At 44.2% G+C, this 25,052-nt stretch carries 28 protein-coding genes; 7 read left to right on the top strand and 21 right to left on the bottom strand.

Annotated elements, in window-relative coordinates; all coding sequences use genetic code 11:
- Positions 1 to 91 precede the first annotated feature (91 nt).
- Positions 92 to 1,738 (top strand): amino acid permease, encoded by a 1,647-nt coding sequence (locus ON006_RS23750; protein WP_244822508.1) that lies wholly within the window; start codon positions 92 to 94, stop codon positions 1,736 to 1,738.
- Positions 1,739 to 1,849: 111 nt separating this feature from the next.
- Here the strand turns inward: ON006_RS23750 and ON006_RS23745 are convergent, their stop codons facing one another.
- From ON006_RS23745 to recQ, 12 genes are all read right to left on the bottom strand, one after another.
- Positions 1,850 to 2,065 (bottom strand): hypothetical protein, encoded by a 216-nt coding sequence (locus ON006_RS23745; RefSeq protein ID WP_244822507.1) that lies wholly within the window; start codon positions 2,063 to 2,065, stop codon positions 1,850 to 1,852.
- Positions 2,066 to 2,232: 167 nt separating this feature from the next.
- Positions 2,233 to 2,445 carry a hypothetical protein gene (locus ON006_RS23740; protein WP_244822506.1) on the bottom strand — a complete coding sequence of 71 codons (213 nt, stop codon included), beginning with the start codon at positions 2,443 to 2,445 and terminating at the stop codon, positions 2,233 to 2,235.
- Between the two features lie 431 nt (positions 2,446 to 2,876).
- Positions 2,877 to 3,059 (bottom strand): hypothetical protein, encoded by a 183-nt coding sequence (locus tag ON006_RS23735; RefSeq protein WP_244822505.1) that lies wholly within the window; start codon positions 3,057 to 3,059, stop codon positions 2,877 to 2,879.
- Positions 3,060 to 3,195: 136 nt separating this feature from the next.
- Positions 3,196 to 3,432, bottom strand: a complete 237-nt coding sequence (locus tag ON006_RS23730) for a hypothetical protein (protein ID WP_244822504.1) — start codon at positions 3,430 to 3,432, stop codon at positions 3,196 to 3,198.
- Positions 3,433 to 3,606: 174 nt separating this feature from the next.
- Positions 3,607 to 3,816, bottom strand: a complete 210-nt coding sequence (locus tag ON006_RS23725; protein ID WP_244822503.1) for a hypothetical protein — start codon at positions 3,814 to 3,816, stop codon at positions 3,607 to 3,609.
- A gap of 52 nt (positions 3,817 to 3,868) precedes the next feature.
- Positions 3,869 to 4,441 carry a hypothetical protein gene (locus ON006_RS23720; protein ID WP_244822502.1) on the bottom strand — a complete coding sequence of 191 codons (573 nt, stop codon included), beginning with the start codon at positions 4,439 to 4,441 and terminating at the stop codon, positions 3,869 to 3,871.
- Positions 4,407 to 4,589, bottom strand: a complete 183-nt coding sequence (locus ON006_RS23715) for a hypothetical protein (protein ID WP_244822501.1) — start codon at positions 4,587 to 4,589, stop codon at positions 4,407 to 4,409. Before ON006_RS23715 ends, ON006_RS23720 begins: the two co-directional genes overlap by 35 nt.
- 128 nt (positions 4,590 to 4,717) lie before the next feature.
- Positions 4,718 to 5,917, bottom strand: coding sequence for an L-2-hydroxyglutarate dehydrogenase (gene lhgD / locus ON006_RS23710; RefSeq protein ID WP_244822500.1), 1,200 nt, complete (start codon positions 5,915 to 5,917; stop codon positions 4,718 to 4,720).
- 82 nt (positions 5,918 to 5,999) lie between these two features.
- On the bottom strand, positions 6,000 to 7,193 hold the full coding sequence (locus tag ON006_RS23705; RefSeq protein WP_244822499.1) for an anhydro-N-acetylmuramic acid kinase: 1,194 nt from the start codon (positions 7,191 to 7,193) through the stop codon (positions 6,000 to 6,002).
- A 77-nt stretch (positions 7,194 to 7,270) separates the two neighbouring features.
- A complete protein-coding gene (locus tag ON006_RS23700) occupies positions 7,271 to 8,374 on the bottom strand; it encodes a PSP1 domain-containing protein (RefSeq protein WP_374760231.1) in 1,104 nt (367 codons plus the stop codon).
- 114 nt (positions 8,375 to 8,488) lie between these two features.
- Positions 8,489 to 9,778 (bottom strand): phosphoribosylamine--glycine ligase, encoded by a 1,290-nt coding sequence (gene purD / locus ON006_RS23695; protein WP_244822497.1) that lies wholly within the window; start codon positions 9,776 to 9,778, stop codon positions 8,489 to 8,491.
- Positions 9,779 to 9,831: 53 nt separating this feature from the next.
- Positions 9,832 to 12,045, bottom strand: a complete 2,214-nt coding sequence (gene recQ, locus ON006_RS23690; RefSeq protein ID WP_244822496.1) for a DNA helicase RecQ — start codon at positions 12,043 to 12,045, stop codon at positions 9,832 to 9,834.
- 93 nt (positions 12,046 to 12,138) lie between these two features.
- Here recQ and ON006_RS23685 point away from each other — a divergent pair, with 93 nt between their 5' ends.
- Positions 12,139 to 13,113, top strand: coding sequence for a KpsF/GutQ family sugar-phosphate isomerase (locus ON006_RS23685; RefSeq protein ID WP_244822495.1), 975 nt, complete (start codon positions 12,139 to 12,141; stop codon positions 13,111 to 13,113).
- A 166-nt stretch (positions 13,114 to 13,279) separates the two neighbouring features.
- On the opposite strand, the gene ON006_RS23680 is transcribed toward ON006_RS23685, so the two are convergent.
- The 7 genes from ON006_RS23680 to rpmG form a co-directional block, all read right to left on the bottom strand.
- Positions 13,280 to 13,756: a DUF4293 domain-containing protein gene (locus ON006_RS23680; protein ID WP_244822494.1), complete on the bottom strand. Its 477-nt coding sequence runs from the start codon at positions 13,754 to 13,756 to the stop codon at positions 13,280 to 13,282.
- A gap of 70 nt (positions 13,757 to 13,826) precedes the next feature.
- Complete coding sequence (gene rimO, locus ON006_RS23675) at positions 13,827 to 15,137, bottom strand: 30S ribosomal protein S12 methylthiotransferase RimO (protein ID WP_244822493.1); 1,311 nt, start codon at positions 15,135 to 15,137, stop codon at positions 13,827 to 13,829.
- A 138-nt stretch (positions 15,138 to 15,275) separates the two neighbouring features.
- The gene (locus ON006_RS23670; RefSeq protein ID WP_244822492.1) at positions 15,276 to 15,884 is read right to left on the bottom strand and encodes a PH domain-containing protein; all 609 of its coding nucleotides are present in this window, start codon (positions 15,882 to 15,884) and stop codon (positions 15,276 to 15,278) included.
- Positions 15,885 to 16,107: 223 nt separating this feature from the next.
- On the bottom strand, positions 16,108 to 16,272 hold the full coding sequence (locus ON006_RS23665) for a hypothetical protein (RefSeq protein WP_244822491.1): 165 nt from the start codon (positions 16,270 to 16,272) through the stop codon (positions 16,108 to 16,110).
- A gap of 26 nt (positions 16,273 to 16,298) precedes the next feature.
- Positions 16,299 to 17,261 carry a signal recognition particle-docking protein FtsY gene (gene ftsY / locus ON006_RS23660; protein ID WP_244822490.1) on the bottom strand — a complete coding sequence of 321 codons (963 nt, stop codon included), beginning with the start codon at positions 17,259 to 17,261 and terminating at the stop codon, positions 16,299 to 16,301.
- 148 nt (positions 17,262 to 17,409) lie between these two features.
- Positions 17,410 to 17,562 carry a DUF4295 domain-containing protein gene (locus ON006_RS23655; protein WP_149639761.1) on the bottom strand — a complete coding sequence of 51 codons (153 nt, stop codon included), beginning with the start codon at positions 17,560 to 17,562 and terminating at the stop codon, positions 17,410 to 17,412.
- 103 nt (positions 17,563 to 17,665) lie between these two features.
- On the bottom strand, positions 17,666 to 17,848 hold the full coding sequence (gene rpmG / locus ON006_RS23650; protein ID WP_026632037.1) for a 50S ribosomal protein L33: 183 nt from the start codon (positions 17,846 to 17,848) through the stop codon (positions 17,666 to 17,668).
- A gap of 276 nt (positions 17,849 to 18,124) precedes the next feature.
- On the opposite strand from rpmG, the gene ON006_RS23645 reads away from it, so the two are divergent.
- From ON006_RS23645 to ON006_RS23635, 3 genes are all read left to right on the top strand, one after another.
- The gene (locus ON006_RS23645) at positions 18,125 to 18,676 is read left to right on the top strand and encodes a c-type cytochrome (RefSeq protein ID WP_244822489.1); all 552 of its coding nucleotides are present in this window, start codon (positions 18,125 to 18,127) and stop codon (positions 18,674 to 18,676) included.
- A 91-nt stretch (positions 18,677 to 18,767) separates the two neighbouring features.
- Entirely contained in the window at positions 18,768 to 20,264 is a 1,497-nt protein-coding gene (gene gatB, locus ON006_RS23640; protein ID WP_244822488.1) for an Asp-tRNA(Asn)/Glu-tRNA(Gln) amidotransferase subunit GatB, read from the top strand.
- Between the two features lie 34 nt (positions 20,265 to 20,298).
- On the top strand, positions 20,299 to 21,453 hold the full coding sequence (locus tag ON006_RS23635) for a TlpA disulfide reductase family protein (RefSeq protein ID WP_244822487.1): 1,155 nt from the start codon (positions 20,299 to 20,301) through the stop codon (positions 21,451 to 21,453).
- A 70-nt stretch (positions 21,454 to 21,523) separates the two neighbouring features.
- Here ON006_RS23635 and ON006_RS23630 read toward each other — a convergent pair whose 3' ends face one another.
- Entirely contained in the window at positions 21,524 to 22,402 is an 879-nt protein-coding gene (locus ON006_RS23630; RefSeq protein ID WP_244822486.1) for a Rossmann-fold NAD(P)-binding domain-containing protein, read from the bottom strand.
- A gap of 19 nt (positions 22,403 to 22,421) precedes the next feature.
- On the opposite strand from ON006_RS23630, the gene ON006_RS23625 reads away from it, so the two are divergent.
- A complete protein-coding gene (locus ON006_RS23625) occupies positions 22,422 to 23,432 on the top strand; it encodes a gliding motility protein GldB-related protein (protein WP_445438767.1) in 1,011 nt (336 codons plus the stop codon).
- A 48-nt stretch (positions 23,433 to 23,480) separates the two neighbouring features.
- Entirely contained in the window at positions 23,481 to 24,566 is a 1,086-nt protein-coding gene (locus tag ON006_RS23620) for a complex I subunit 1/NuoH family protein (RefSeq protein ID WP_244822484.1), read from the top strand.
- A 21-nt stretch (positions 24,567 to 24,587) separates the two neighbouring features.
- Here ON006_RS23620 and ON006_RS23615 read toward each other — a convergent pair whose 3' ends face one another.
- Complete coding sequence (locus tag ON006_RS23615) at positions 24,588 to 25,040, bottom strand: DUF3299 domain-containing protein (protein WP_244822483.1); 453 nt, start codon at positions 25,038 to 25,040, stop codon at positions 24,588 to 24,590.
- Between the last annotated feature and the right edge of the window lie 12 nt (positions 25,041 to 25,052).

The raw sequence follows: 25,052 nt of genomic DNA, 5'->3' as shown, positions 1-25,052 counted from the left end.
CCTTTTTTGTTTTGTATACATAGGTATTTGGCAAATTTTTCCCTTAGTTTTATAGGTCTTTCAAAATCCTCATAACACCAACTCAGTATTTATGGCAAGTCAATTATGGGTAAAAAAACCTCTTGATAAATTAATGCAAGAGTCCTCCGGTGAGGGTAATCAGTTAAAACGTACGCTGGGGTCGGGCAGTCTGGTTGCTCTGGGTATCGGGGCGATCATCGGGGCCGGATTATTTTCCATAACAGGCGGGGCGGCTGCCAATCAGGCGGGTCCGGCAATTACTATTTCCTTTATTGTAGCTGCGTTGGGCTGCGGCTTTGCAGGGCTGTGTTACGCTGAGTTTGCATCCATGATCCCGGTTGCCGGGAGCGCTTATACTTATTCTTATGCTACTATGGGCGAGTTCATCGCCTGGATCATCGGCTGGGACCTTGTACTGGAATACGCCGTTGGTGCTGCCACCGTAAGTATCAGCTGGAGTCGGTATTTAGTCAAGTTTTGTGAAGGGTTTGATGTGCATCTCCCCGCAGCATTGACGGTCGGCCCGTTTGACGGCGGTGTGATCAACCTTCCTGCGATTTTCATTGTGATCCTGATGAGTTTGCTTTTGATGAAAGGCACGGAAGAGAGCGCCAAAGTAAATGCAGTGATCGTAGGTTTGAAGGTAGTTGTTGTGATTATTTTTATCGTTTTGGGTTGGAAGTATATCAATGAAAGCAACTACGTACCCTACATTCCTGAAAATACGGGTAACTTCGGAGAATATGGTTTCAGCGGTATAGTCCGGGCGGCGGCCATTGTATTCTTTGCCTATATTGGTTTTGACGCGGTGAGTACGGCCGCGCAAGAGGCGAAAAACCCGAAGAAAGACATGCCAATAGGTATTTTGGGTTCGCTGTTGATCTGTACGGTGCTTTATATTCTTTTTGCCCACGTAATGACTGGGGTAACGCCTTACACTTCTTTCAAAGGACAGGACGGAATTGCGCCGGTAGCTGTGGCTATCGAAGCAATGGGCACACCTGATGCGAGCGGAGTTATACACGCCGATTATCCCTGGCTGAACCGCGCGATCATCGTCGCGATTTTGGGAGGCTATTCTTCCGTAATCCTGGTGATGTTACTTGGCCAAAGCCGCGTGTTTTTCAGTATGAGTAAAGATGGATTGCTTCCACGTGTATTCTCAAGCGTTCACCCGAAGTATCAGACTCCGGTGAAGAGCAACACGATGTTCCTCATTTTCGTGAGCCTTTTTGCTGCGTTTGTTCCTGCCCGCGTGGTTGGCGAAATGACGAGTATCGGGACATTGTTCGCCTTTATCCTGGTTTGTATTGGCGTAATGGTGATGCGTAAGCAAATGCCAGATGTGCCGCGCGCGTTCAAAACACCCCTCGTTCCATTAGTGCCGATATTGGGTGTTTTCACTTGTTTCTTCATGATGGCATTCCTGCCGCTCGATACCTGGATCCGTTTGTTTGTATGGATGATCATCGGATTTGATGTGTATCTCTATTATGGTATCAAGAACAGCTTCCTGTCCGACAGGCTTCCCGAATCAATTAAAAAAGGCAGCAAAGTAGTTGCTTGGGTTGGGCTGGCGCTTGCGGTAATGTTGGGGATCATTGCATACGCGCACCATGTACAAACCGACGGCGCAGATTTAGGAATTTACTATTTCTCCCTCATTTTTGCATTCGTCCATCTGATCACCTTCGGATTGGCGGCAGCCAAAAAGTAGGTTGACTTTCTAAATATCAAAGTCCCTGATTTCGATTACCGAAGTCAGGGACTTTTTGTTTTTGCAGGTGCTGGTTATTATGAGTTTGGTGTGCTGTATCAGGCTAGATGCCTAAGCCCGACCGCGGTCGCAGTTTGTCACTACCCTGAGCTGGTTCACAATGTCACCTTTCATCGTAGGCGTAACATTTTCCAGGTCTGCACTGAAAAGAAACGAATCGACCATTGCATTCATTGACCCTACGATTTCTGCGCAGGTGTCAGTAAGGAAAAAGTCACGAACATCGCGTAGCAGCAGTTGTTCGCTTTGCGATAAATCTGTTTTCATACCGTTAGCTAGTTGGTTTCTTGAATTTTGAAGTGTGTTCATACATTTACGAAAATTTGATTGTTAATGGATTAAACTGGCCCGGGTGATGAAGTTTGGAGACCGAAGCATCCGGGTTTTTTCTTTGTGTTTAGTCGAGTTTTCCGACTAATTTTGGGTAAAAAAATTTATTTTGGCGTAAAAGTGACTATCGTCTGAACATCTACATTACCAAATTCTGTTAATATCTCCCTCATTCTTTTCTCAGAAATCCCTTGTTGATAAGTGAAATCTTTCCAGGCACTTGTGAACTTTCCTTTCTTGATATCAGGTGCAAGATTTGGATAAATGCTCTTACACCACCATTCAAAGGCTTCTGCAACAGAAGCAAACTTTTTCATTGATCAAAGTTACTAATTAGTCCGAAATTCCGACAAATCTGGAATGGATTTTTTTAAAATTATTTGCATTCTATTCGACATTCAAGAGAAGGCGGGTAACCTTTTGATATCAAGTCGTCCCTAATTTCAAACGCGGTGATTTTTATTTGTTCAAGTTTAGAGCAGGTGTTGGGTACGAGGATCATCATATCGAATCTGTCAGCACTCGACATACCTACTCCGCTATCGCCTTTATTCGTGGATCATGCTTTTCCACAAAGAAATTTTTGGATTCTCTTAGCAGCGAAAGTCCGAAGGTTACTACATCAACTTCCATTGATGGGTAATCATCGAAAAAGCCAGGAATATTCAGAAAGTAGCAGATATAAGGAGTGCCCGACGCGATTTTGAAAGAGTATTGTTATTCGCCCTTTTTAGATCTAATCGTGTATTCATACGGTTCTGGCGAACCTAACTCCTCTGGCATGTGATTCCTCCCTGGTTATTTCTCCGTTGTAATACAATTCAACAGATTCCTTGTCCGCCATTACTTTTTCAATCAAGCGAGCCAATCGATCCACTCTTTTTACACCATTAGCAGCTTCTGCCACTGGTGCGTTTGCCGTGTTGTTCATGGTTTTTTGGTTTCGATTTTTAACTTTTTTGAACGTAGTAATCGGCGACAAGTCTTTTCAAGGAGCTTATCAGCGTTAATAAAAGTAGGGAGAAAAATCTATTTTTAAAGTTTTGCCAAAACCCCTGATTAGATGCCTAAGCCCGACCGCGGTCGCAGTTTTCATTTAGTTTTGAAAGAAATGTCACTACCCTGAGCTGGTTCACAATGTCACCTTTCATCGTAGGCGTAACATTTTCCAGGTCTGCACTGAAAAGAAGCGATTCGACCATTGCATTCATTGACCCTACGATTTCTGCGCAGGTGTCAGTAAGGAAAAAGTTGCGAACATCGCGTAGCAGCAGTTGTTCGCTTTGCGATAAATCTGTTTTCATAGCGTTAGCTAGTTGGTTTGTTGAATTTTGAAGTGTGTTCATACATTTGCGAAAGTTTGATTGTTGATTGATTAAACTGGCCCGGGTGATCAAGTTTGGCGACCGAAGCATCCGGGTTTTTTCTTTGTATAATTTACGGAGTTTTACGTAAATTTAGGTCAAATAAAAAGCCATTTAAGGCTTATATCTTACTATGGTTTCTATTTCAAAATGCCCATATTCCACTAGTATTTCCTTCATTCTTTTTTCCGAAATACCTCGCTCATATATGTAATCTTGCATCGCCTGAACCGCCTTTCCTTTCTTCATTTCCGGGGTCAATGTAGGATATAAATTCTTCACCCACCAATCAAATGCCTCTTCTATCGAGCTGAACGTTTTCATTTCTCAAATGTAAAGAGTTTTATGTAAAACTCCACAAATTTAACTTGAATATTTATTTGCACTCAATCCGACATTCAAGAGAAGGCGGGTACCCCTTTGAAATCAAGTCGTCTTTAATTTCCATAGCAGTAATTTTTATTTGTTCGAGTTCAGAGCAGGTGTTGGGTACGAGCATCATCATATCGAACCTGTCAGCACTCGACATACTTGCTCCGCTAATGGTGATTCTTGTAACTTTCTTGCTCACTAGCTTGCAGCACTCGTTATACCATCGAGCAAATGTGATTTTTCTGCTTCTCTGCCTGCCATCCTGTGTGTCATACATCACAAGCATAGGTCTTTCCGGATAAACCTCGATAGCGCTCAGCAAAATAGAAAAGACAGTCGCTTTTATTCGTGGATCATGCTTTTCCACAAAGAAATTTTTAGATTCTCTGAGCAGCGAAAGCCCGAAGGTTACTACATCAACTTCCATTGATGGGTAATCATCGAAAAAACCAGGAATATTCAGAAAGTAGCAGATATAAGGAGTGCCCGACGCGGTTTCGAAAGAGTATTGTTCTTCGCCCTTTTTAGATCTAATCGTGTATTCATACGGTTCTGGCGAACCTAACTCCTCTGGCATATAGTTCCTCCCTGGTTATTTTTCCGTTGTAATATAAATCAACAGATTCCTTGTCCGCTCTTACTTTTTCAATTAAGCGAGCCAATCGATCCACTCTTTTTGCACCATTAGCAGCTTCTGCCACTGGTGCTTTTGCCGTTTTATTCATGGTTTTTTAGGTTTCGATTTTAACTTATTTGAACGTAGTAATTGGCGACAAGTCTTTTCAAGGAGCTTATCAGCGTTAATAAAAGTAGGGAGAAAAATCTATTTTTTAAAGGTTTACCAAATTTTATATCAAATCCTTGCCAAAACCCGCTCCGAAACAGTTTGTCCGATGGAAAGTGAAGATGTGGCAGCAGGCGACGGTGCATTGCAGACGTTGATGGCGCTTTTGTTTTCAATGATCGAAAAATCATCCAGCAAGCCGCCGTCATAGTCGCATGCCTGTGCGCGTACGCCTGAGCCGCCGGGGATGAGGTCGTCGCTTTGAATTTCGGGGATAAGGCCCTGTAGTGCTTTGGTAAATGCGGCTTTGGAGAATGAGCGGTAATATTCGCCCATACCTGTTTTCCAGTATTTGACAGCAACCTTCCGGAATCCCGGCCAGGCCAGCGATTCCATCAGTTCCGGCACATTAATGTCCAGCTTGTTGTAACCTTCACGACGAAACGCAAAAACAGCATTAGGTCCCGCTTCAACACCGCCTTCGATCATCCTAGTGAAATGGACACCTAGGAAAGGGAAATTGGGATCGGGAACCGGATATATCAGGTTTTTGACCAAATGATGCTTTTCAGGTTTGATCTTGTAATATTCTCCGCGGAAAGGAATTATCCTGACTTTGATGTCCTCCGGCTGTGTCAATTGAGCTACTTTGTCGGAATAAAGACCGGCGCAGTTTACAACCAGGCGAGTTTCGAATAATTTACCCGTAGCTGAAACCACTTCTGAATGTGTGTTGCGATTTTTAATGTCAATAATTTTTTCTCCAAAACGGATCTCTCCACCCAATTTTTGAATGCATTCCGCATATTTCTCTGAGACTGCTTTGTAATCAATAATGCCGGTATAGGGTACCCAAATTCCTTCCAAACCTTTTACATGCGGTTCTATTTCGCGAATTTCAGCTGCCGAGATCATTCGGTTTTGGGTTAAGCCGTTTTGCAAACCTCTCTGGTAAAGGTTAGCGAGCAATGGTTTTTGTTCTTCGGTGGTAGCGACTACTATTTTACCACAGAGATCGTAAGGAACATTTTCACGCTGGCAGAAGTCCAGTAGCATCTGGTAGCCGCGGATGCAGTTGGTTGCTTTCAAACTGCCAGGTTTATAGTACAGCCCGGAATGGATTACGCCGCTGTTGTGGCCTGTTTGGTGTTTGGCTACTTCGTTTTCTTTTTCAAGCAGCAGGATTTTCAGAGAAGGCTTTTGTTCTTTGATCCGAAGCGCCGTGGCAAGGCCTACAATGCCTCCACCGATGATGGTAATGTCGTACATGTTATTCTTGATTATTTTTTATCGTTGGGGTTGTTGGAAATAAGACTTACCAAGTCTTGGAGACTTGGCAAGTCTCGTTGCTTCAACCCGGAAACGAGATTTTCCCCATACTAACGCCCGGAACGCCATCTTTTTCGCCAAAAAAAGAGTCCGTCCCCGCAATCGCTTCATTTGCTAAAACTGCAAATAGTACCGCCTCTTTTGCATCCCCTGAAATGCCCAACTCATCGATCAATTTCACGGTAGCACTCAGATTTTCGCGAATGCGAGCCATCAAAACTGCATTGTGTGCGCCCCCACCGCTGGCGTAAATCGTAAATGCTTCACCGGTATCCATCACATTCCGAATCGCATCCGAAATCGTGTCCGCGCTTAATGCGGTCAGCGTAGCGATGATGTCCTGCCGGGTAAGTGAAGTTAATTTTGATTTTTGAATTGCGGATTCGACGTAGTTGAAATTAAAGACCTCCGGGCCGGTGGTTTTCGGATATGGCAATTTGAAAAAGGACAGTGATTTAAGTTCTTCCAATAAAACGGCATTTACTTTGCCACTGGCGGCAATTTCACCGTCTTTATCATATGGTTTGTGAAAAAAACGACGAGTATAGGCATCCAGCAATGTATTTCCAGGGCCCGTGTCAGTCGTAAAAACAACTTCGGCATCTTGGTTTGCAGGAAGAAATGTAAAGTTTGCGATCCCGCCCATATTCAGCAGGATCCTGTTTTCTCCTTTTTTGGAAAATAAAAAATAGTCGCCATACACCGCCAAAGGAGCGCCTTCTCCGCCGGCAGCAATGTGTTTCTGGCGAAAATCACTGAGGGTGATAATGTTCGTTTTGACTGCAATGTGGTCTCCGTCACCAATTTGCAGGGTCGCGTTGGGAAAGCCGGTGAGTTTGTGCTGCTTTTTGGGGGCATGAAAAACAGTCTGCCCGTGACTGGCGATCAGGTCAATGTTCGTCATCGGAATGTTCCAGTTTTCCAGACAATCAAGTATCATTTGGCCATGACGTATGCCAATGTATGGGTTTAGGAGGCAAAGCTGCTGAAAGTCGATCTCTCTTTTGGCAAAAACCTTCCTGATTTCATTCCTGAAATCCTCATCGTAAGGTACCGTCGTGAATTTTTCGAGGGTCAATGCTGTATCAGTTCCGCTTCCTTCGACATTACAGACCGCTATGTCCAGCCCGTCCAGCGATGTGCCCGACATTAGCCCAATGATCTTTCTGGATCTTTGGTGAGCTATTTTATGAAGTTTGTCTATATGTTTTTTCACGGGTGAATTTCGTAAAAAAAGAAGCCAAGTTTTTACAACTTGACTTCGATTATATGTGGCTAAAATTACTTTCCTGCTTATTTCTGAGCCGGAGGTGATGCCTGTGCCTGGGGTTTGTTTGGGTTGTTGGGATTAGCCTTATTTTTCCCAGACCTGCTTTTTTTCTTTTTCTTCTTCTTTTGTTCCTCGCTGTACTTTCTGTCGAGATTTTCCAGATCGCTGTTCAGCTTACCCGGAACCTTGTCAAGCGTTTTCTCTGCCTGCGGTGTAAGGATTTCCAGTGATTCAGGAATGATATCCTTTTTATTCAATTCAATGATTTCCAGAACTTTGTCGATCGCGACGGGATACCAATTGGTATCCTTGTCAAAACCGAACCACATGATCTTCTTGAAAATGTCGGTCTTCTGCAAAGTAGCAACCCCTTTTTTGGTTTTCAATGGCGCATCCACAGTTGGAATATCCCGAAGCGCATCAATGTAGGTTTCCAGCTCGTAGTTAAGGCAGCATTTCAAACGTCCGCATTGGCCCGAAAGCTTGGCAGGGTTTAGCGACAGGTTCTGATAACGAGCTGCCGCTGTTGAAATATTCTTGAAATCGGTAAGCCAGGTCGAGCAGCAAAGTTCGCGTCCGCAAGAGCCTAGCCCGCCCAGGCGACTTGCCTCCTGGCGTAAACTGATCTGACGCATTTCTATCCTTACCTTGAATTCCGAAGCCAGCATTTTGATCAGCTCACGAAAATCGACGCGTTCCTCCGAGGAGTAATAAAACGTCGTTTTGGTGTTATCAGACTGAAATTCAACGTCCGACAATTTCATATTGAGCTTCATTTCCCGAATAATCTCGCGGGTACGATACAATGTCGGCATCTCACGGGCCATGGCCTGGGTATGCTTATCGAGATCTTTTTCCGTTGCTACCCGGTAAATAACATGCATATCATCGCTGATAACCACGTTCTTGCGCTTCATTTGAAGCCGTACCAGCTCGCCCTGAAGTGACACCGTTCCTATATGCTGGCCAGAGGCCATTTCGCAAACGACATAATCGCCGGTTACGAATTCCAGTTGATTTATATTGCGGAAATATTCTTTTCTGCCTCCTTTAAATTTGACCTCTGCAACATCAAAACGTTGTCCGGTGGGCACATCCATGTGACTCAGCCAGTCAAAAACATTCATTTTATTGCATCCGCCCGAACTGCAGCCTCCGCTACTTCCACACCCGGCAGTCGATCCGCTAGAACCGCAGCCGCCGGATGAACATGATCCACATCCCATAATTACTCCCCTTCATCAATCGTTATAACGAATTAAATCCACACCAATGTCGTGACGGAAGTATTTGCCCTCGAACTGAACTGCCTGAGCAGCGCGCTGCGACTTATGTACCGCATTTTCAAGGGAATTAGCAAGGCCTGTTAGCGCCATTACCCTTCCTCCGTTGGTCACAACTTCTGTGTTTCCATTAAAAGTAGTGCCAGCATGGTATAAATGCACGTCTTCTACTTTGTCACTGCCTGAAATAACCTTACCTTTTTCGTAATCTCCGGGATAACCGCCAGAAACAACTACTGTGGTAACTGCTACCTGAGACGATATCTGCATATCAAAATCATTCAGCGTTCCTTTTGCCGTAGAAGCCATTAACATGGCAAAATCGGACTGGATACGCGGAATAACCACTTCTGTCTCGGGATCGCCCATTCTGACATTGTATTCAATGACATACGGCTCGCCCTTGATATTCATTAGGCCAATAAAAATGAAACCTACATATTTGATGCCTTCACTTTTCAGGCCATTCAATGTGGGCTTGACTACTTTTTCATCAACTTTCCTCAAAAAATTAGCATCGGCAAACGCTACTGGGGATACTGCGCCCATACCTCCGGTATTAAGGCCGGTATCATTTTCACCGATACGCTTGTAGTCTTTTGCTTCCGGCAGGATTTTATAGTGCTCTCCGTCAGTAAGTACAAAAACGGATAATTCTATTCCTTTCAGAAATTGTTCTACTACAACTTTGTTACCTGCGCTCCCGAATTTTCCATCCAAAAGCATTTCTTTAAATGCCTGTTCCGCTTCTGCATGCTTTTCCGCGATGATCACACCTTTGCCGGCTGCAAGGCCGTCGGCTTTGAGAACGATAGGTAGCGGATGGCTTTCAAGGTATTCAAGACCGATTTCAAGGGTTTCGGCCGTAAATGTCTGGGAAGAAGCAGTAGGAATCGCGTATTTCTGCATGAATTTTTTAGAAAAATCCTTGCTTCCTTCCAACTGAGCGCCTGCCTTGTTGGGACCGATCAGCTTCACTTTTGCAAGATCTTCCCTTGATTCAAAATAATCAACCACCCCGTTGACCAGTGGTTCCTCCGGTCCTACGATAACCAGCTCGATATTGTTTTCTAAAACTGCGTTAGCAATGGCATCAAAATCATTAAAAGAAATAGATAGGTTCGTTGCTACACTTGCCGTCCCGGCGTTTCCGGGAGCCACGTACAAGCTGTCGCAAAGAGGGCTTTGGGCAATCTTCCAGGCGAAGGCATGTTCTCTTCCACCCGATCCCAATATAAGTATGTTCATAACTGGTTTTAAAAATTCACTAAATACTGATACGATAACTAGTTCTGGCAATGTTAGTTAGCCAGTTCGGATAAAAACTTGATACGCATCAGACGCAATTCTTCTTCACTGATTTCATCATTCGAAAACTCATCCAATGCTGCTGCGATATTGTCGGTTTCAGCAGTCATGAAGTAGTCGTAAATATCCTGTTGTCTTTCCCGGTCGATCACCTGATTGATATAATAATCGAGGTTAAGCTTGGTTCCGGAATAGCAAATGTGCTCCACTTCTTCAATGACGTCCGCAAGTGCCAGATCTTTGACCTCGGCGATTTCGTCCAGGCTCACCTTGCGGTCAACCTGCTGAATGATGAAGATTTTAATTTTTGATTTATTAACTGTGGATTTGATCACCACATCTTTGGCAGTTTCGATCTCGTTCTCCTCCACATAGCGCGTGATCAGATCGATAAACTGGCGGCCAAACTTCTGCACCTTACCCATTCCGACACCATTGATCTGTGCCATTTCCTGCTGGGTAGTAGGATAAGTCGTAGCCATTTCCTCCATGGAAGGATCCTGGAAGATAACATAGGGAGGCAGATTTTTTTCTTTCGCTACCTTTTTGCGAAGCGCTTTGAGCATCCCGAGCAAGGCCTCATCGTAAGCATGTGCGCTTCCGTTTCCATTGGCCGAGTCCTTGTCCTCATCTTCCGGTTTGATCTCCTCCTCGTCGAAATTATGATCCTTATGAAGGGTAACCGGGTAAGGGTCGTTCAGGTAATTGGCTCCTTTTTCTCCCAGTTTGATGATTCCGTAATTTTCAATGTCTTTTTCAAGATAGTTAAAAATCACCAACTGACGGATAGCCGAAACCCAGTAATCACGCGACTCATTCAGTTCGGTACCTTTGCCATAAACGTCCAGCTGGTCATGCTCGTAGCTCTTCACATACTGGTTTTCAGTGGCAGTCAGGACGTCGGCAATGTGGTCGGCATCAAAACGTTGTTCGGTAAGTTGTACGGTGCGCAGCACTAGGATAACGTCATCCTGCACTTTGATTTTTTCTGTGTGTTTGACACAGTTATCGCAAAAGCCGCAATCCTTTTCCAGGTACTCACCGAAATAGCTCAGTAGCTGTCTCCTGCGGCAAACGCCCAGGGTAGAGTAGGCCACCATTTCATTCAATAGGTGACGCGCATTGTCGCGTTCGGTAACGGTTTTGTCCTTATTGAATTTTTCCAGCTTTTGAATGTCGTCGTAGCTGTAAAACATCAGGCAGTTTCCTTCCAGTCCGTCACGACCTGCCCGGCCGGTTTCCTGGTAATAGCCTTCCAGCGATTTGGGGACGTCGTAATGTATTACAAACCTCACATCCGGCTTATCGATGCCCATTCCAAAAGCAATGGTTGCCACGATCACATCAGCCTCTTCATTCAGGAAAGCATCCTGATTAGCCATCCGCGTATTGCTGTCGAGACCTGCGTGGTATGGTAATGCTCGCACATCATTCACAGTCAGCAACTCCGCTACTTCTTCAACCGTTTTTCTGCTCAGGCAATACACAATTCCGGACTTGCCTTTATTGTTTCGCACATAGCGGATCAGCTGTTTTTTGACATCCTTTTTCGGACGGATCTCGTAGTAAAGGTTTTTTCTGTTAAAAGAGGATTTGAATGTCTCGGCCTCTTCCATTTGCAGGTTCTTGCGGATATCCTGCTGAACTTTGGGAGTAGCAGTGGCAGTAAGAGCGATAATAGGAAGCCGTCCTATATTCTCAATAATCCCATAAATCCGGCGGTATTCCGGTCTGAAATCATGGCCCCATTCGGAGATACAGTGCGCTTCGTCAATGGCAACAAAAGATATTTTTACCTTTTTAAGAAAATCCAGATTGTCCTCTTTAGTAAGCGATTCCGGTGCAATGTAGAGTAGTTTAAGGCTACCGTCCAGAGCGTCGGTCTTGACGCGGGTCATTTCGGCTTTGGTAAGTGTAGAGTTGAGGAACTGGGCGTTGATACCGAAAGCAGTTAACTGGTCGACCTGATTCTTCATCAAGGCGATAAGCGGGGAAATCACAATCGTAAGGCCGTCACTGACAAGGGCAGGCAACTGGTAGCAAAGCGACTTGCCAGCGCCGGTTGGCATGATCACAAAAGTATTTTTACCAAGAAGGATGTTCTGAATGATTACTTCTTGTTCACCCCGGAATTGACTATACCCAAATATTTCTTTAAGTCTTTCTTTTAACGTGTCTAATACGACTGTATCTACCTGCTTTACCATACTCTGTTAACAAAATGGTTATCCCAAACTTCTATATCTTTGCTTTTTGAAATGAAAAATGACAATAGTGTCCCTTTAAACTGTGTTTCAGATTTGAAATTAATAAAAAATATTCAGTCAATAGCAAAAGAAGTATTACGGCAAGAGGCAGAAGCAGTGCGTAATCTGATTGAATTGATTGATGATGAATTTGAAAACTGCGTATATGCTATACTGAACTCCGGCGGGCGTGTTGTAATTTCCGGTGTGGGTAAAAGTGCGATCGTGGGGCAGAAGATTGTAGCAACCCTGAATTCGACTGGGACCCCTGCATTGTTTATGCATGCAGCAGACGCCATTCATGGCGATTTGGGCATGATTCAGAACAATGATGTCGTAATAGTTATATCAAAAAGCGGAGATACTGCCGAAATAAAAGTGCTCGTTCCATTGCTCAAACGTACGGGCGTGACCATGATTGCAATGGTGAGCAACAAGGATTCCTACCTTGCCAAAAACAGTAATTTTATTCTTCACGCATTTGCTCCGTTGGAGGCTGATCCATTGAATCTGGCGCCTACAACCAGTACTTCGGTGACCATGGCGCTGGGTGATGCCCTGGCCGTATGCCTGCTGGAAGCCCGCGGGTTTACGCATGATGATTTTGCCAAATTTCATCCCGGCGGGTCACTGGGCAAAAGGCTCTATCTTAAAGTATGTGACATTTATCCGAACAATGCGCTGCCTGTTGTACCGTCGCACGCTACTTTACATGAGGTGATCCTCGAAATGACGTCGAAAAGGCTGGGCGCTACCGCAGTGCAAAATGATAGTGGTCAAATGGAGGGAATCATCACGGACGGCGACTTGCGAAGAATGCTGAATGAGCATGAAAGAACAGGGATCCTAAACCTCAAAGCCTGTGATATCATGACTACCTCGCCCATTACTGTCGGGCCTGATGAATACGCAGTTAATGCGCTGGAAATTATGCAGTCCCGGAGTATCACACAGGTGGTTGTGGTGGAGGAAGGCAATGTACTGGGTTTCGTGCACTTGCACGACCTGCTTCGGGAGGGATTGGTGTAATTGTCAAGTTGAGCGAAAACCTATTTGTCAAGTTGAGCGAAAACCTATTTGTCAAGCTGAGCACAACCTCTTTGTCACGTTGAGCGCAAACCTCTTTGTCAGGAGCGGAGTCGAAACGTTTCGACTCCGCTCCTGACAAGTCTGATTATCAATGTGGCAAATCTAATTATCTGAACCTTTTGGATTGCTGAACCTCACGTTCATCTTTGCGGATAAAACGGTTTGCAAAAACGTTCGCCAGCATAGCGCCAACCAGGCCGTAAAAACCAATATCATATTTGCCAGGAAGTTCAGGATCAAATAGTTTGGCTGTTTTGTAAAAGGTAAAATAAATAACCAGCCCCATCAAAACGGTCATCAGTATAGAATTGACAGCGCACAAAGCCGACTGCAAAACACGGTTGCGAAATTGGAAAATGGCATAAGCGGCTACCCCTGCAACCAAAAGTGCCAGTATCGTCAGGTAATACACAGGCTGCACATTGGATTGTACCGCAGTGAGCTGGTGAGTAAGCTTTATGGCAGTAAGGTCCGCCTTTTGCTCCCCGCTAGCGGCAACTTTGGACCATATCGGAAAGGCCAGGAAAATTCCCATTCCGACGATTGCAATCGCTAGAAAAATAGTTTGAATTCGTTGTAACATGCGTTTTAATATTATTCTTGGTCAATGAAACGGCAAATTTAATAAAGCATTGATCAGCCGCGAAAGCAAATTAGGAAATCACTTCACCGTACAAATCAAATTCCTCTGCCGAAGTGATTTTTACATTGGCATAATCCCCAAGTCTCACATACTGACTTGCTGGTACAAGTACTTCATTATCAACTTCCGGTGAATCAAATTCAGTTCTTCCAATGAAATGTCCGCCTTCCTTGCGGTCAAACAGCACTTTGTAGGTTTGGCCGATTTTGTTCTGGTTCAATTCATAAGAGATGCCCTGCTGCAATTCCATGATTGCATCAGCACGCTCCTGTTTCACTTCCGTCGGGATATCGTCCGGCATGGTGTAGGAATGCGTATTGTCTTCGTGGGAATATTGGAATGCGCCTAGACGGTCAAAACGCATTTTTTCTACAAACTCAAAAGTTTCGTCGAACAATGCTTCGGTTTCTCCGGGGTGACCTACGATCAATGTGGTACGTAATGCGATACCAGGCACTTTTTCCCGGATCGTGTTGATCAATGCTTCCGTTTTTTCACGGGTAATACCTCTCCGCATCGACTTCAGCATTTCCGTCGATCCCGATTGCAGCGGCATATCGAGATACTTGCAGATATTGCTCCGCTCATTCATGATGTCCAGGACATCCATCGGGAAGCCAGCTGGGTAAGCATATTGCAGCCTGATCCATTCAATGCCTTCAACGTCAGAAAGTTGCGCGAGAAGATCCGATAAATTTCTTTTTTTATAAATATCAAGACCATAATAGGTAAGGTCCTGGGCGATGAGGATCAGCTCTTTCGTCCCGCGTTTCGCCAGCGATCTTGCTTCTTTCACCAATTCTTCAATCGCGCGGGAAATGTGCCCGCCACGCATGAGGGGTATGGCGCAGAAACTGCACGGACGGTCGCAACCTTCGGCAATTTTGAGGTAAGCATAATGTGTTGGTGTAGTCAATAAGCGTTCACCTACTAATTCATGCTTATAGTCTGCTTTTAATGTTTTGAGCAGGCGAGGAAGCTCATTTGTTCCAAACCAAGCGTCAACAGTCGGGATTTCTACTGAAAGTTCATCTTTGTAGCGGTGCGATAGGCAGCCAGTTACGTATACTTTATCAACCATTCCTGCTGCTTTGGCGTCAGCATAACGTAGAATGGTATTGATCGATTCTTCCTTGGCATTATCGATAAATCCGCAGGTATTGATCACAACAATCTGAGAATCATCTTTTTTAGACTCGTGGTCGACTTTAAACCCGTTTCCTTTGAGCTGCGTATAAAGTACTTCTGAATCCACCAGGTTTTTGGAGCAACCCAGCGTCACTATATTGACTTTGTTTTTGACTATTCCTTTGGTTTTCATTGAAGAAAAGCTGCCAGCGATCCGCTGTTAGCCATTAGCTATGATTGATATTGAAAAATTACCATTTTAAATCAGGCAAAGTGATTGATACTGACGGGAAAATGGGGTGCAAAGTTCGGCAAAAATTGTCAGGAATGTCTACTTTATATAAGGAAATCGTTCTTTGTGGTATTCGATCGGAATTTTCTTAAAATACTCGTGAATTACTTCAATCCCTGGCATTCTGTCGGAAAGGATAAATTGTTCTCCGTTTTTGAGGAAGTAAGTCATGTAGCTAAATCTAAGCTTCGCTTCATTGGATGCCACCACAACCTTTTCAATGTCACCATCGCGAATGGTAAGCGTGTGATCCGGAAAGTGCAAATCAAGCTCGTGTGTGACCGGGTCGGTTTCAAGTCTAATATTGCGGACGTATTTCCAATGATTAGTATCCAAAATAAGGTAAAAGGCGCATGCGAAAAGCATTACCGAACCGAGGCTGAAAATAAGCAGGCGGGTTAAGAATAAATTGAATTCTGATGTGTATATGGAAAATGAAGCCTTCGTAATGAGTAGGCCAGCCCCAAGGAGGTAGTAAATGAACAGGTTTTCAAATTTCAAGAAATACTGCCATTCCTGGATCTGATAAACCCTTACCACTTTTAGCGGCGAGTTTTTACCGATTGTATTTTTGGTATAATTCAGCAGCTTCCATATACACCATGCGAAGATTCCGAATACAAAAACGAAGATCAAAAATGTATCCATAAAAGGGAACTGTTTGAGATGCAGTTCCCAAAATTAGGATATATCGATTCTTGGCGGCAATTAAATGAAGATCGGTGACATGATCTGATAAATGTATATTTAATGCAGCCGAAGTATCGTAAAATTCGCGTTTACAACTATTCGGTCTATTATTCAGTAGGCTGAATCTTGATTTTTCGAGCTGATTTGATTTTTGTAGTGCTGGGGCTAGAATGAATGATGTTCAAAACGCGTATTTCGACTTCCACTTATCGATGATTAGGGTTGTTTCCTGAATGCTGTAAAAAGGCCCTTTTTCGGCCTCTTTAATCATGATCTTAAATTCTTCCTCACTCAAAGGAGCCCCGGAAGTCGCAAGATTGCTTTTGGATGTTTTTGTTTTACCCATAATCAAAGATAAAAAACTCAACTGTTTCAACCAATCTTCTTGAACAAAGAATCTACAAATTCACTTCTATCGAACACTTGTAGGTCGTCCATTTTTTCGCCTACGCCAATGTATTTGACAGGGATTTTGAACTCGTCGGAGATCCCGATCACGACGCCGCCTTTGGCTGTTCCGTCCAGCTTGGTGATAGCCAGAGCAGTAATTTCAGTGACCTTTGTGAATTCCCGGGCCTGAATGACTGCATTTTGGCCGGTACTTCCGTCCAGTACAAGCAATACTTCGTGTGGAGAATCGGGAATGATCTTCTGCATGACGCGTTTGATTTTCGAAAGCTCATTCATCAGATTGACTTTCGTATGCAAGCGCCCGGCGGTGTCGATAATAATCACGTCAGCGCCGGTTTCAATTCCCTTTTTCAATGCATCATAGGCAACGGCGGAAGGATCGGTGTTCATGCCGTGATCGATTACCGGCACGTCAACCCTTTTTCCCCAGAGTTTCAGCTGATCCACAGCCGCAGCCCGGAATGTATCCGCAGCACCGAGCACCACTTTGTGTCCGCGCTGATGGAACTGATGTGCTAGTTTTCCGATAGTGGTCGTTTTCCCGACACCATTTACACCGACCACCATAATTACAAAAGGCTTCGGTAAATGCTCGGTTTCAAAACTATCCTTGATGTCAATGGATTTATTTTCAATGAGAAGTGCGGCAATTTCTTCTCTTAATATACTGTCCAGCTCGGCAGTAGTGGCGTATTTATCTCTTGCTACGCGTTCTTCGATGCGTTTGATCACCTTCACGGTAGTTTCCACGCCCACATCAGAACTAACCAGAATGTCCTCCAATTCGTCCAGAACGTCCTCGTCGATAGTCGTCTTACCGACTATGGCTCGGGAAAGCTTTCCAAAGAAACTGTCTTTGGTTTTTTCAAGGCCTTTATCTAATGTTTCTTTTTTCTCTTTTGAAAAAAAACCAAATAAACTCATGATGCTAGTATGTTTATGGCCCAAAAATAAAACAAAAAAAGTCCCAAAAAGGGACTTTTTTAATAACTCACCCTTCGGCTGCGCTCAGGGTGACAAATATCGCGCTCCACGTCAGTCTGAGCGCACCGGGCCGCCGGGCGGCTGAAGACTAGTTTTTCAAAGCACCTTGAACACCGTCAAGAGGTACGATTTCTTCTTTGAAGGTATAAGCTCCTGTTTTAGGAGATCTTACGGCCTTAATCACTTTGGCAAATGATTTACCGCCTTCTTTTTTCAGGGTAGCAACTACTTTCTTTGCCATGTCTGTATATTTTTAAGTTTATATGTTAATAATTAACTGTTACGAGTCTACCGTCGAACCATTGATGTTCTAACCACATAACAGTTAACGGGTAACAACGAACTTATTTAATTTCTTTGTGGACTGTATAGCGTCTCAGGAAAGAATTGAATTTTTTCAGCTCCATACGGCCAGGCGTATTCTTCCGATTTTTTGTAGTCACGTAACGTGACATTCCTGGAACACCGCTGTCTTTCTGTTCTGTGCATTCCAATATGACCTGTACTCTATTACCTTTCTTAGCCATTACTTTACATCGTTTTACAAATAGGACTGCAAAAGTAATAACATTTAATATTAAACACAATAATATCTTTCAAATAAAGAATAAATTTTAATGATTTTCCTCCGGGTAATGTAAGGCTAATGAATTGGCGAAGAAGATGCTATGGGTCATTTATATAGCATTTGCTGGTAATTTGTATTCCCGATATGAAGGAAATCTAGTGCAAACTTGCTTTCTTCGTGTGATGATTTTGTATCAAAACCTTAATCTGGCGGAAATTCTTAAAAATTGAAAACAATGACACTTAACAAAAGTACTTCTTTGGCTTTTATTGCCCTGGCAGTTTCCTTCTGCATCGGTTGTTCTTCCAAGGAAGACCGTGACAAATATGACCATTACTATGGTTCGGGAAGCAAGGTAAGGGAAGAGACGGCTCTCGTAAAGCTTCAGAACGATAGAAAAACCCCACCTCCGCCACCGGTAGAACCTGCTGCTACGGCACCTGCGCCTGCTGCTGTGGATTCAGGAAAAGCAGGTGATAGTGCGGCAGTTGCAGCGGCGCCAGAAGCAGCGGCAGCTCCGGTTGTACCGAAACGCAAGCCAGTACCTGCCGACGTTTCAGCGTTACTTAACAAGCACGCCTGTTTTGCATGTCACCAGGCTTACGACAAAGTAATCGGACCGGCATATTCAGAAGTAGCTAAGAAAAAATATACGCCAGATCAGATCGTGGAGCTGGTACACAGTCCGAAACCTGAGCACTGGCCGGGTTATCCTCCGATGGCTCCTCTGGCCCACGTTCCAAAGGCTGACATTGTTGTGATAGCGAATTGGATTAACTCTTTGTAAGCAACAAAAGTTACTTACACCCAGAAAATACGGGCCGTTCATGCTATGGACGGCCCGTATTCGTATCTTTGCGAAAGCATTTGTAATAAATATGACTCAAAACGCGCTTCACCCTTCTGACATCACAGACGAACTTTTGGCCAGTTATGAAACTGTAATAGGCCTGGAAGTACACTGTCAACTCTTAACGGAATCAAAATTATTCGCGCAGGACCGCAATCTCTTTGGCACCGAACCGAATACCAATATCGGCCCGCTCACACTGGCATTACCGGGTACTTTACCGAAAATCAATAATAAAGCGGTGGAATTTGCGATCCGCCTCGGGCTTGCCTGCGGGTGCTCGATCAGCCGCAGGACGATCTTTGACCGGAAAAATTATTTTTACCCGGATCTTCCAAAAGGCTATCAGATATCCCAGGATAAAAAGCCGATTTGCGAAAATGGAGGGGTTAATATCTCCATCAAAAACGCAGAAGGTAAAATCGTTGAAAAAACCATTCGTTTCCATCACATTCACCTGGAAGAGGATGCAGGGAAATCTGTTCATGATGGAAGCTATACTGAAACATTGCTGGATTATAACCGTGCCGGAACGCCTCTTGTTGAGATGGTATCGGAACCTGATCTGAGGTCGGCGGAAGAAACTGGTGCATTTGTTACCGAAATCCGTCGTCTTGTCAGGTACCTGCACATTAGCGACGGTAATATGGAAGAAGGCTCGCTGCGTTGCGACGTAAACGTGTCTCTTCGTAAAAAGGGCGAAAGCAAACTCGGTACCAAAGTAGAGATCAAAAACATGAATTCGATCCGGAATATGATGCGTGCCATCAGTTTTGAGGAAAGAAGGCAGGTTGCGATGCTCGAAAATGAGGAAGCAATTCAGCAGGAAACCCGGATGTTCGACGTTGAAAGCGGACAGACTTATGGGATGCGTGTAAAAGAAACAATGAACGATTACCGCTATTTCCCCGATCCTGATTTGAGCCCCGTGGTGGTTTCGGAGGAATGGCTGGAAGACATTAAAAGCAAAATGCCGGCATTACCGCAGGAGCTTCGCGATAAATTTGTTCACCAGTACGGCATTCCGGCTTATGACGCCATGGTACTGACGGATACCAGGGAAATTGCGGAATATTTTGAAGCTGTTTGTGCGAATACCCCGGCTTACAAAGCTGCATCTAACTGGCTGATGGGCCCGGTGAAATCGTACCTGAATGATCACGAAGGAAATATAGAACGCTTCCCGATCAGCGCAAAAGCCCTGGCTGACCTGATCGAGTTAAATGAATCGGGTGTGGTGAGCCATTCTGTGGCTTCTCAGAAAATATTCCCGGTACTTTTGTCCGAGCCGCAACGTGCTCCTTCCGAGATAGCATCATCAAATAACTGGCTCCAAAACAGCAATACAAACGAACTTGAATCGTTGGTAGATGAGGTAATTAGTTCAATGCCTGACAAGGTAGCAGCTTACAAAAAAGGCAAGAAAGGTTTGATTGGGCTGTTTGTGGGTGAAATCATGAAAAAATCAAACAATACCGCTGACCCGAAACTTGTGAACCAGTTACTTGCGAAAAAACTTCAATAGTCACACATTTTAGAGAAAATATTAAGCAGAAATTATGAAGGGATCATTGAAACGAAGTGTTTTAGTTTTGAGCATGACATTGCTAGGCTTTTCGACAATGGCCCAGCAAATCGCACCCAAAGACTTTACCGTATCCGGCAAAGTTAAAAATGGCGCGAAGGGAGAAAAAGTGATTCTTTCAAAATCGTCGGCTAATGGATCTTCTGTAAAGCAGGATTCTACTGTGATGGCCGCCGATGGCAGTTTTTCAATAAAAGGTACAGAAATGGACAGAGGGAGCTTTTTTTCTCTGAATATTGCTGACCGGCAACGGGTGATTTTATTGGTTGAAGGCGGCGAGCAATTCGAAGTACTTGCTGACGGAACTGGAAAAGATAGCAAAGGAAATGGCGGAAAAGTGCGGGTGACTGGATCCAAAAACATGGAGTACTACGCCCAGGTGGATGAACTGATGAAGAATTTCGCTGCGAAAGTGACCGTTTGGAATGAAGAGTATGCCAAGGCTGAGGAAAAAAAGGATACTAAAAAAATAGAGGAGATACAGCAGAATTATGCGAAAGCAGAACAAGAAAGACTAAGTGCCATTAAAAAATGGTTACCTGAAATGGGCACTTCATTAGTGGCGCTTTTTACTGCTAATAATTTTCTTACACCTGACAATGATCTGGATATTCTCAAAAAGCTAGCAGAGCAGTATGAGCAGGTGCAGCCTACGCCAACATTGGCTAAGGGTTTTATTGGTCAGATCAAAAGAATCACTGGCCTGGAAGTTGGCGAATTAGCCCCTGATTTCACATTGAACAGCCCCGAAGGTAAGCCAGTGGCATTGTCATCATTACGCGGTAAATTCGTTTTGATCGACTTCTGGGCTTCCTGGTGTGGCCCGTGCAGGATGGAAAACCCGAATGTAGTAAGGATGTACGACAAGTTTAAAGACAAAGGATTCGATATTTTCGGCGTATCGTTGGATGACAATGAGAAAGCCTGGAAAACGGCCATTGCGCGGGATAACCTAAAATGGCAGCACGGATCGGAATTAAAAAAATGGCATTCGGGAGTTGCTCAGGCTTATGGTGTTAACGCAATTCCGGCGACGTTTTTACTGGATAAAGACGGTAAAATCATTGCCAAAAATCTCCGGGGATCTGCTTTGGAAACGAAGCTGACGGAGTTGTTAGGAGCGCAATAATTCTTTTTTGGTTAAATAATCATATAAATCCGCGGGACTAATCCTGCGGATTTTTTTGTGTTGTAAATGCTCACATTTCGTTTTCCAGGCTGTAATAAAATTTCAATGGGTCTGGAAAAATGAAATTATAAGAATAGGTACTGTCGAATTTTTCACCCGAAATCACCTTAAAATCAGGACTTATGTCTGGCTCGGCAAATGTGGGAGCTTCCCAGTTGAAACGCGAACAAGAATTCTCATAAATATCCCTGCGGACCGGATGCAGTGGCGAAACAATGTTAAAAGTCTCATTTACTAACCCCTGTTCCAATATGCTGATAATAATCCCAACCGCGTCGTCACGGTGAATGTAATTAACAGGAATGGAGCCGGTTATCATGTTTTTTTGCCCTTTTACATACTTTCCTGGTATCCTGTTGTAGCCCATCAGACCGCCGAGACGAAGAATGGTGACTGTAATATCGGGGCGCAGCGATTGTAATAGGTTTTCGGCGGCAACCATATCAGATGGGGCGGATTCTTCGGAAGCAAGTACATCTTCCTCCGTTACAATCCTGTTCAGCTCAGGATAAATGCCTGTTGAACTGATTAATATGACTTCTTTAATCGGAGACTTTTTGATCTCGGCCGCCACAGCCTGAATTTGTTGCACATAAAAACCCGGCTCATTTTTACTTTGACGTGGTGGCAATGATACTATAAGGCAGTCAGAATCGAAGAATGAATGTAGCAAGGTTGCCTCGTCTGAAAAACCGGGCGTCAAATCCAGCAGATAGCCCTTTATTCCATGGTCCTGAAAGCTGGCCAGTTTGTCGGCAGAAGTCGTGCTGCCTTTCGTTTCCAATGTAATATGATCACGCTGCAGACGTTGAGCTAGTGGAAATCCCAGCCATCCGCATCCGAGAATGCTTACGCGTTTTTTTTCTAATTTTGACTCTCTGTCTAACATGTTACTCCTTTTTTCAAGAATGCATTATTCAAGAATATTCGTACTGATTTTCGTTATTACGGCCATCTCCTGGTCTTGCAAAACTGATAAAAAGCAAGAAGCAGACATCAGCTCAATGCAGTTGAATATTATAGCCGAGAATCTGGACCAAGAGCTTTTTGCCTGTAAATCGGTAACAGAAGTACAAAATTTTCTGAATAAACATTCTTACCTGTCCAAGGTTTACTTTGCGAATGCGCCGGTTGAACCCAGTCAACTGGCCGGACACCTATTTAATATTTTGCAAAACAATGTATTCCAAACATTCAAAAATCAGCTGAATACATTGATAGGCGATCGGCAGGCCAATATTATCAATCCGCTGACAAATGCTTTTAAGCAGATCAAGCATCATTATCCTGCATTCAATGCGCCGAAAGTGCAGTTTATGATCACTGGCTTCACAGGTGACGACCTCTACATTTCAGATTCACTGATCATTATCGGACTGGATTATTTTGGAGGGCCCGAGGCACAGTTTCGGCCCAATGTGTTTGATTATCAGTTGCGTCGCTATCAAAGAGAGTACATTGTGCCCTCGATTGTATTTTTTGAGTCGAACCGGTTTAACAGAATGGGTGCAAGTGATCAGACTTTACTCGCAGACATGATCGGTTACGGAAAAGGATATGAATTTGTGAAAACTGTCATGCCTTCGACTCCCGACAGTTTGATTTTCGGTTATTCGGAAGATAACCTGAAACGAACCAATAAAAGCCAGCAGGCGATCTGGTCCTATTTTATCGCGGGTAAATTGCTTTATGAAAAAAGCGATCTCAAGAAGAAAAAATACATTGAAGAAAGACCATTTACCACTGAGATAGGCGAGAAGGTACCTGGCGCCATTGCGCGTTGGGTAGGCTGGCGAATTGTAGACCGGTATATGAAGGAAAATCCGGATGTGTCTTTGCCACAACTGATGGAGATTGACAATGCTGCCAGGATTTTGCAAGAATCGGGATATAAAGGGGAGCCAGACGAAGAGGAGTGAGTTTTTTACTTACTTTTGTGACATCTAGCGTACCTCAAATAGCTGTTAATGCCGTTTACTCTGATCATCTTTTTACTTCTTGTTCCCGGTTTTGTGGTGGTCGGCGTATACCTGGAACGTAAGGTTTCAGCATTTATTCAGGATCGTTTGGGGCCAATGGAAGTGGGGAAATGGGGTTTGTTACAGCTTTTTGCCGATCTGCTCAAATTACTTCAAAAGGAAGATATCGTTCCCAAAGCAGCGGACCGCAAACTTTTCCTGATCGCGCCATTCATTATTTTCATATCAGTTTTTGCAGGGTTTGCAGTTGTTCCGCTAGCACCGGATTTGGCGGGTTCAGGGGCCGCTGTGGGTGTTTTTTTTCTGCTGACCATTGTTTCTGTGGACGTAATTGGGCTGTTAATGGCGGGCTGGGGTTCCAATAATAAGTTCGCATTATTCGGTGCCATGCGGGCTGTTGCGCAGATCATTTCTTACGAAATTCCATTGGGGTTATCCATACTTTGTGTCGTAATGTTAACGCAAACACTTGATTTGCAGGTGATCAGCTTTCAGCAGGGAATTTATTCTCCCGATACCGTTTATCTTTTTGGAATAAAAAAACTGGGCATTGACGTAACCAATGTTGGCGGATTTTTGTCCTGGAATATTGTACGAAACCCCTTTCTTTTACTAGCCTATGTCGTGTTTTTCATAGCCGCTCTGGCAGAATGTAACCGCGCTCCTTTTGACTTGCCTGAGGGTGAATCGGAGCTAGTTGCCGGGTTTCATACAGAGTACTCCGGTATGCGTTGGGCGCTTTTTATGCTCTCCGAATATGGAATGATGCTGCTGGTATGTTTGCTGGGGGCTATCCTTTTTCTCGGAAGCTGGAACACGCCTTTACCTAATATTGGGCCGGTAAGGCTAGCTGATTGGACTAGTGGGGAACCCGGAACCTGGTTTGGTTATCTTACGGGTGCTTTCTGGTTATTAAGTAAGGCTATGTTCGGGATACTGGTGCAGATGTGGGCGCGCTGGACATTACCACGTTTGCGTGTGGATCAGCTGATGTACCTGGGCTGGAAGGTTTTGACACCAGTAGGGCTGGTACTTTTCTTTATTTCAGGCGTTTGGCGACTGATCGGAATCTGATCTTTTGCAAAGAAGTGGTTCCTAGTCTGTGACTTCTGCCGCATCCAGGATGTAATTCATTTGATAGATATCATCCGCATTGAGCTTCAATGTCCCTGTAAAAGTCAGACGCTCATCGGTTTTGAACTTCTTTCCATCCTTTTTCTTGAAATTTAATGTCATAACCGTCTCTGGTCCCGCGCCACCGCAGAAAAAGCAGGCGCTGAAAGGAAATGCAGACAGTACATATAAATTAGCATCCAGGTCGACCGGGAGAATGTAGCCTGTAATGGACACCTGCTGGTTTTTCAGCTTTTGAACGCTAGGCCCGAAGGTGGGGTGGAGCATGTAAATGGATTCCTCTGCATACCACTTCTTTTTAAAGGTAACATCCCGCAAAGTTTCCCAGGTAAGTTTAACAGGGACATTTTTTGGCGTAAATGCGAATAGGGAAGTGACACAAAATAATAGTACGAGTGCTTTTGCAGATTTCATCAGAACCTCAAA

It is taken from the genome of Dyadobacter pollutisoli (genome assembly GCF_026625565.1).
Taxonomy (GTDB): domain Bacteria; phylum Bacteroidota; class Bacteroidia; order Cytophagales; family Spirosomataceae; genus Dyadobacter; species Dyadobacter pollutisoli.
This window is presented reverse-complemented; position numbering and strand designations above follow the sequence as displayed.

Bases quoted from the DNA above. Each gene is read 5' to 3' on its own strand.
- ON006_RS23750 (WP_244822508.1), top strand. From the start codon at position 92: ATGGCAAGTCAATTATGGGTAAAAAAACCTCTTGATAAATTAATGCAA.
- ON006_RS23745 (WP_244822507.1), bottom strand. From the start codon at position 2,065: ATGAAAACAGATTTATCGCAAAGCGAACAACTGCTGCTACGCGATGTT.
- ON006_RS23740 (WP_244822506.1), bottom strand. From the start codon at position 2,445: ATGAAAAAGTTTGCTTCTGTTGCAGAAGCCTTTGAATGGTGGTGTAAG.
- ON006_RS23735 (WP_244822505.1), bottom strand. From the start codon at position 3,059: ATGAACAACACGGCAAACGCACCAGTGGCAGAAGCTGCTAATGGTGTA.
- ON006_RS23730 (WP_244822504.1), bottom strand. From the start codon at position 3,432: ATGAAAACAGATTTATCGCAAAGCGAACAACTGCTGCTACGCGATGTT.
- ON006_RS23725 (WP_244822503.1), bottom strand. From the start codon at position 3,816: ATGAAAACGTTCAGCTCGATAGAAGAGGCATTTGATTGGTGGGTGAAG.
- ON006_RS23720 (WP_244822502.1), bottom strand. From the start codon at position 4,441: ATGCCAGAGGAGTTAGGTTCGCCAGAACCGTATGAATACACGATTAGA.
- ON006_RS23715 (WP_244822501.1), bottom strand. From the start codon at position 4,589: ATGAATAAAACGGCAAAAGCACCAGTGGCAGAAGCTGCTAATGGTGCA.
- lhgD (WP_244822500.1), bottom strand. From the start codon at position 5,917: ATGTACGACATTACCATCATCGGTGGAGGCATTGTAGGCCTTGCCACG.
- ON006_RS23700 (WP_374760231.1), bottom strand. From the start codon at position 8,374: ATGAATGTTTTTGACTGGCTGAGTCACATGGATGTGCCCACCGGACAA.
- purD (WP_244822497.1), bottom strand. From the start codon at position 9,778: ATGAACATACTTATATTGGGATCGGGTGGAAGAGAACATGCCTTCGCC.
- recQ (WP_244822496.1), bottom strand. From the start codon at position 12,045: ATGGTAAAGCAGGTAGATACAGTCGTATTAGACACGTTAAAAGAAAGA.
- ON006_RS23680 (WP_244822494.1), bottom strand. From the start codon at position 13,756: ATGTTACAACGAATTCAAACTATTTTTCTAGCGATTGCAATCGTCGGA.
- rimO (WP_244822493.1), bottom strand. From the start codon at position 15,137: ATGAAAACCAAAGGAATAGTCAAAAACAAAGTCAATATAGTGACGCTG.
- ON006_RS23670 (WP_244822492.1), bottom strand. From the start codon at position 15,884: ATGGATACATTTTTGATCTTCGTTTTTGTATTCGGAATCTTCGCATGG.
- ON006_RS23665 (WP_244822491.1), bottom strand. From the start codon at position 16,272: ATGGGTAAAACAAAAACATCCAAAAGCAATCTTGCGACTTCCGGGGCT.
- ftsY (WP_244822490.1), bottom strand. From the start codon at position 17,261: ATGAGTTTATTTGGTTTTTTTTCAAAAGAGAAAAAAGAAACATTAGAT.
- ON006_RS23655 (WP_149639761.1), bottom strand. From the start codon at position 17,562: ATGGCAAAGAAAGTAGTTGCTACCCTGAAAAAAGAAGGCGGTAAATCA.
- rpmG (WP_026632037.1), bottom strand. From the start codon at position 17,848: ATGGCTAAGAAAGGTAATAGAGTACAGGTCATATTGGAATGCACAGAA.
- ON006_RS23645 (WP_244822489.1), top strand. From the start codon at position 18,125: ATGACACTTAACAAAAGTACTTCTTTGGCTTTTATTGCCCTGGCAGTT.
- gatB (WP_244822488.1), top strand. From the start codon at position 18,768: ATGACTCAAAACGCGCTTCACCCTTCTGACATCACAGACGAACTTTTG.
- ON006_RS23635 (WP_244822487.1), top strand. From the start codon at position 20,299: ATGAAGGGATCATTGAAACGAAGTGTTTTAGTTTTGAGCATGACATTG.
- ON006_RS23630 (WP_244822486.1), bottom strand. From the start codon at position 22,402: ATGTTAGACAGAGAGTCAAAATTAGAAAAAAAACGCGTAAGCATTCTC.
- ON006_RS23625 (WP_445438767.1), top strand. From the start codon at position 22,422: ATGCATTATTCAAGAATATTCGTACTGATTTTCGTTATTACGGCCATC.
- ON006_RS23620 (WP_244822484.1), top strand. From the start codon at position 23,481: ATGCCGTTTACTCTGATCATCTTTTTACTTCTTGTTCCCGGTTTTGTG.
- ON006_RS23615 (WP_244822483.1), bottom strand. From the start codon at position 25,040: ATGAAATCTGCAAAAGCACTCGTACTATTATTTTGTGTCACTTCCCTA.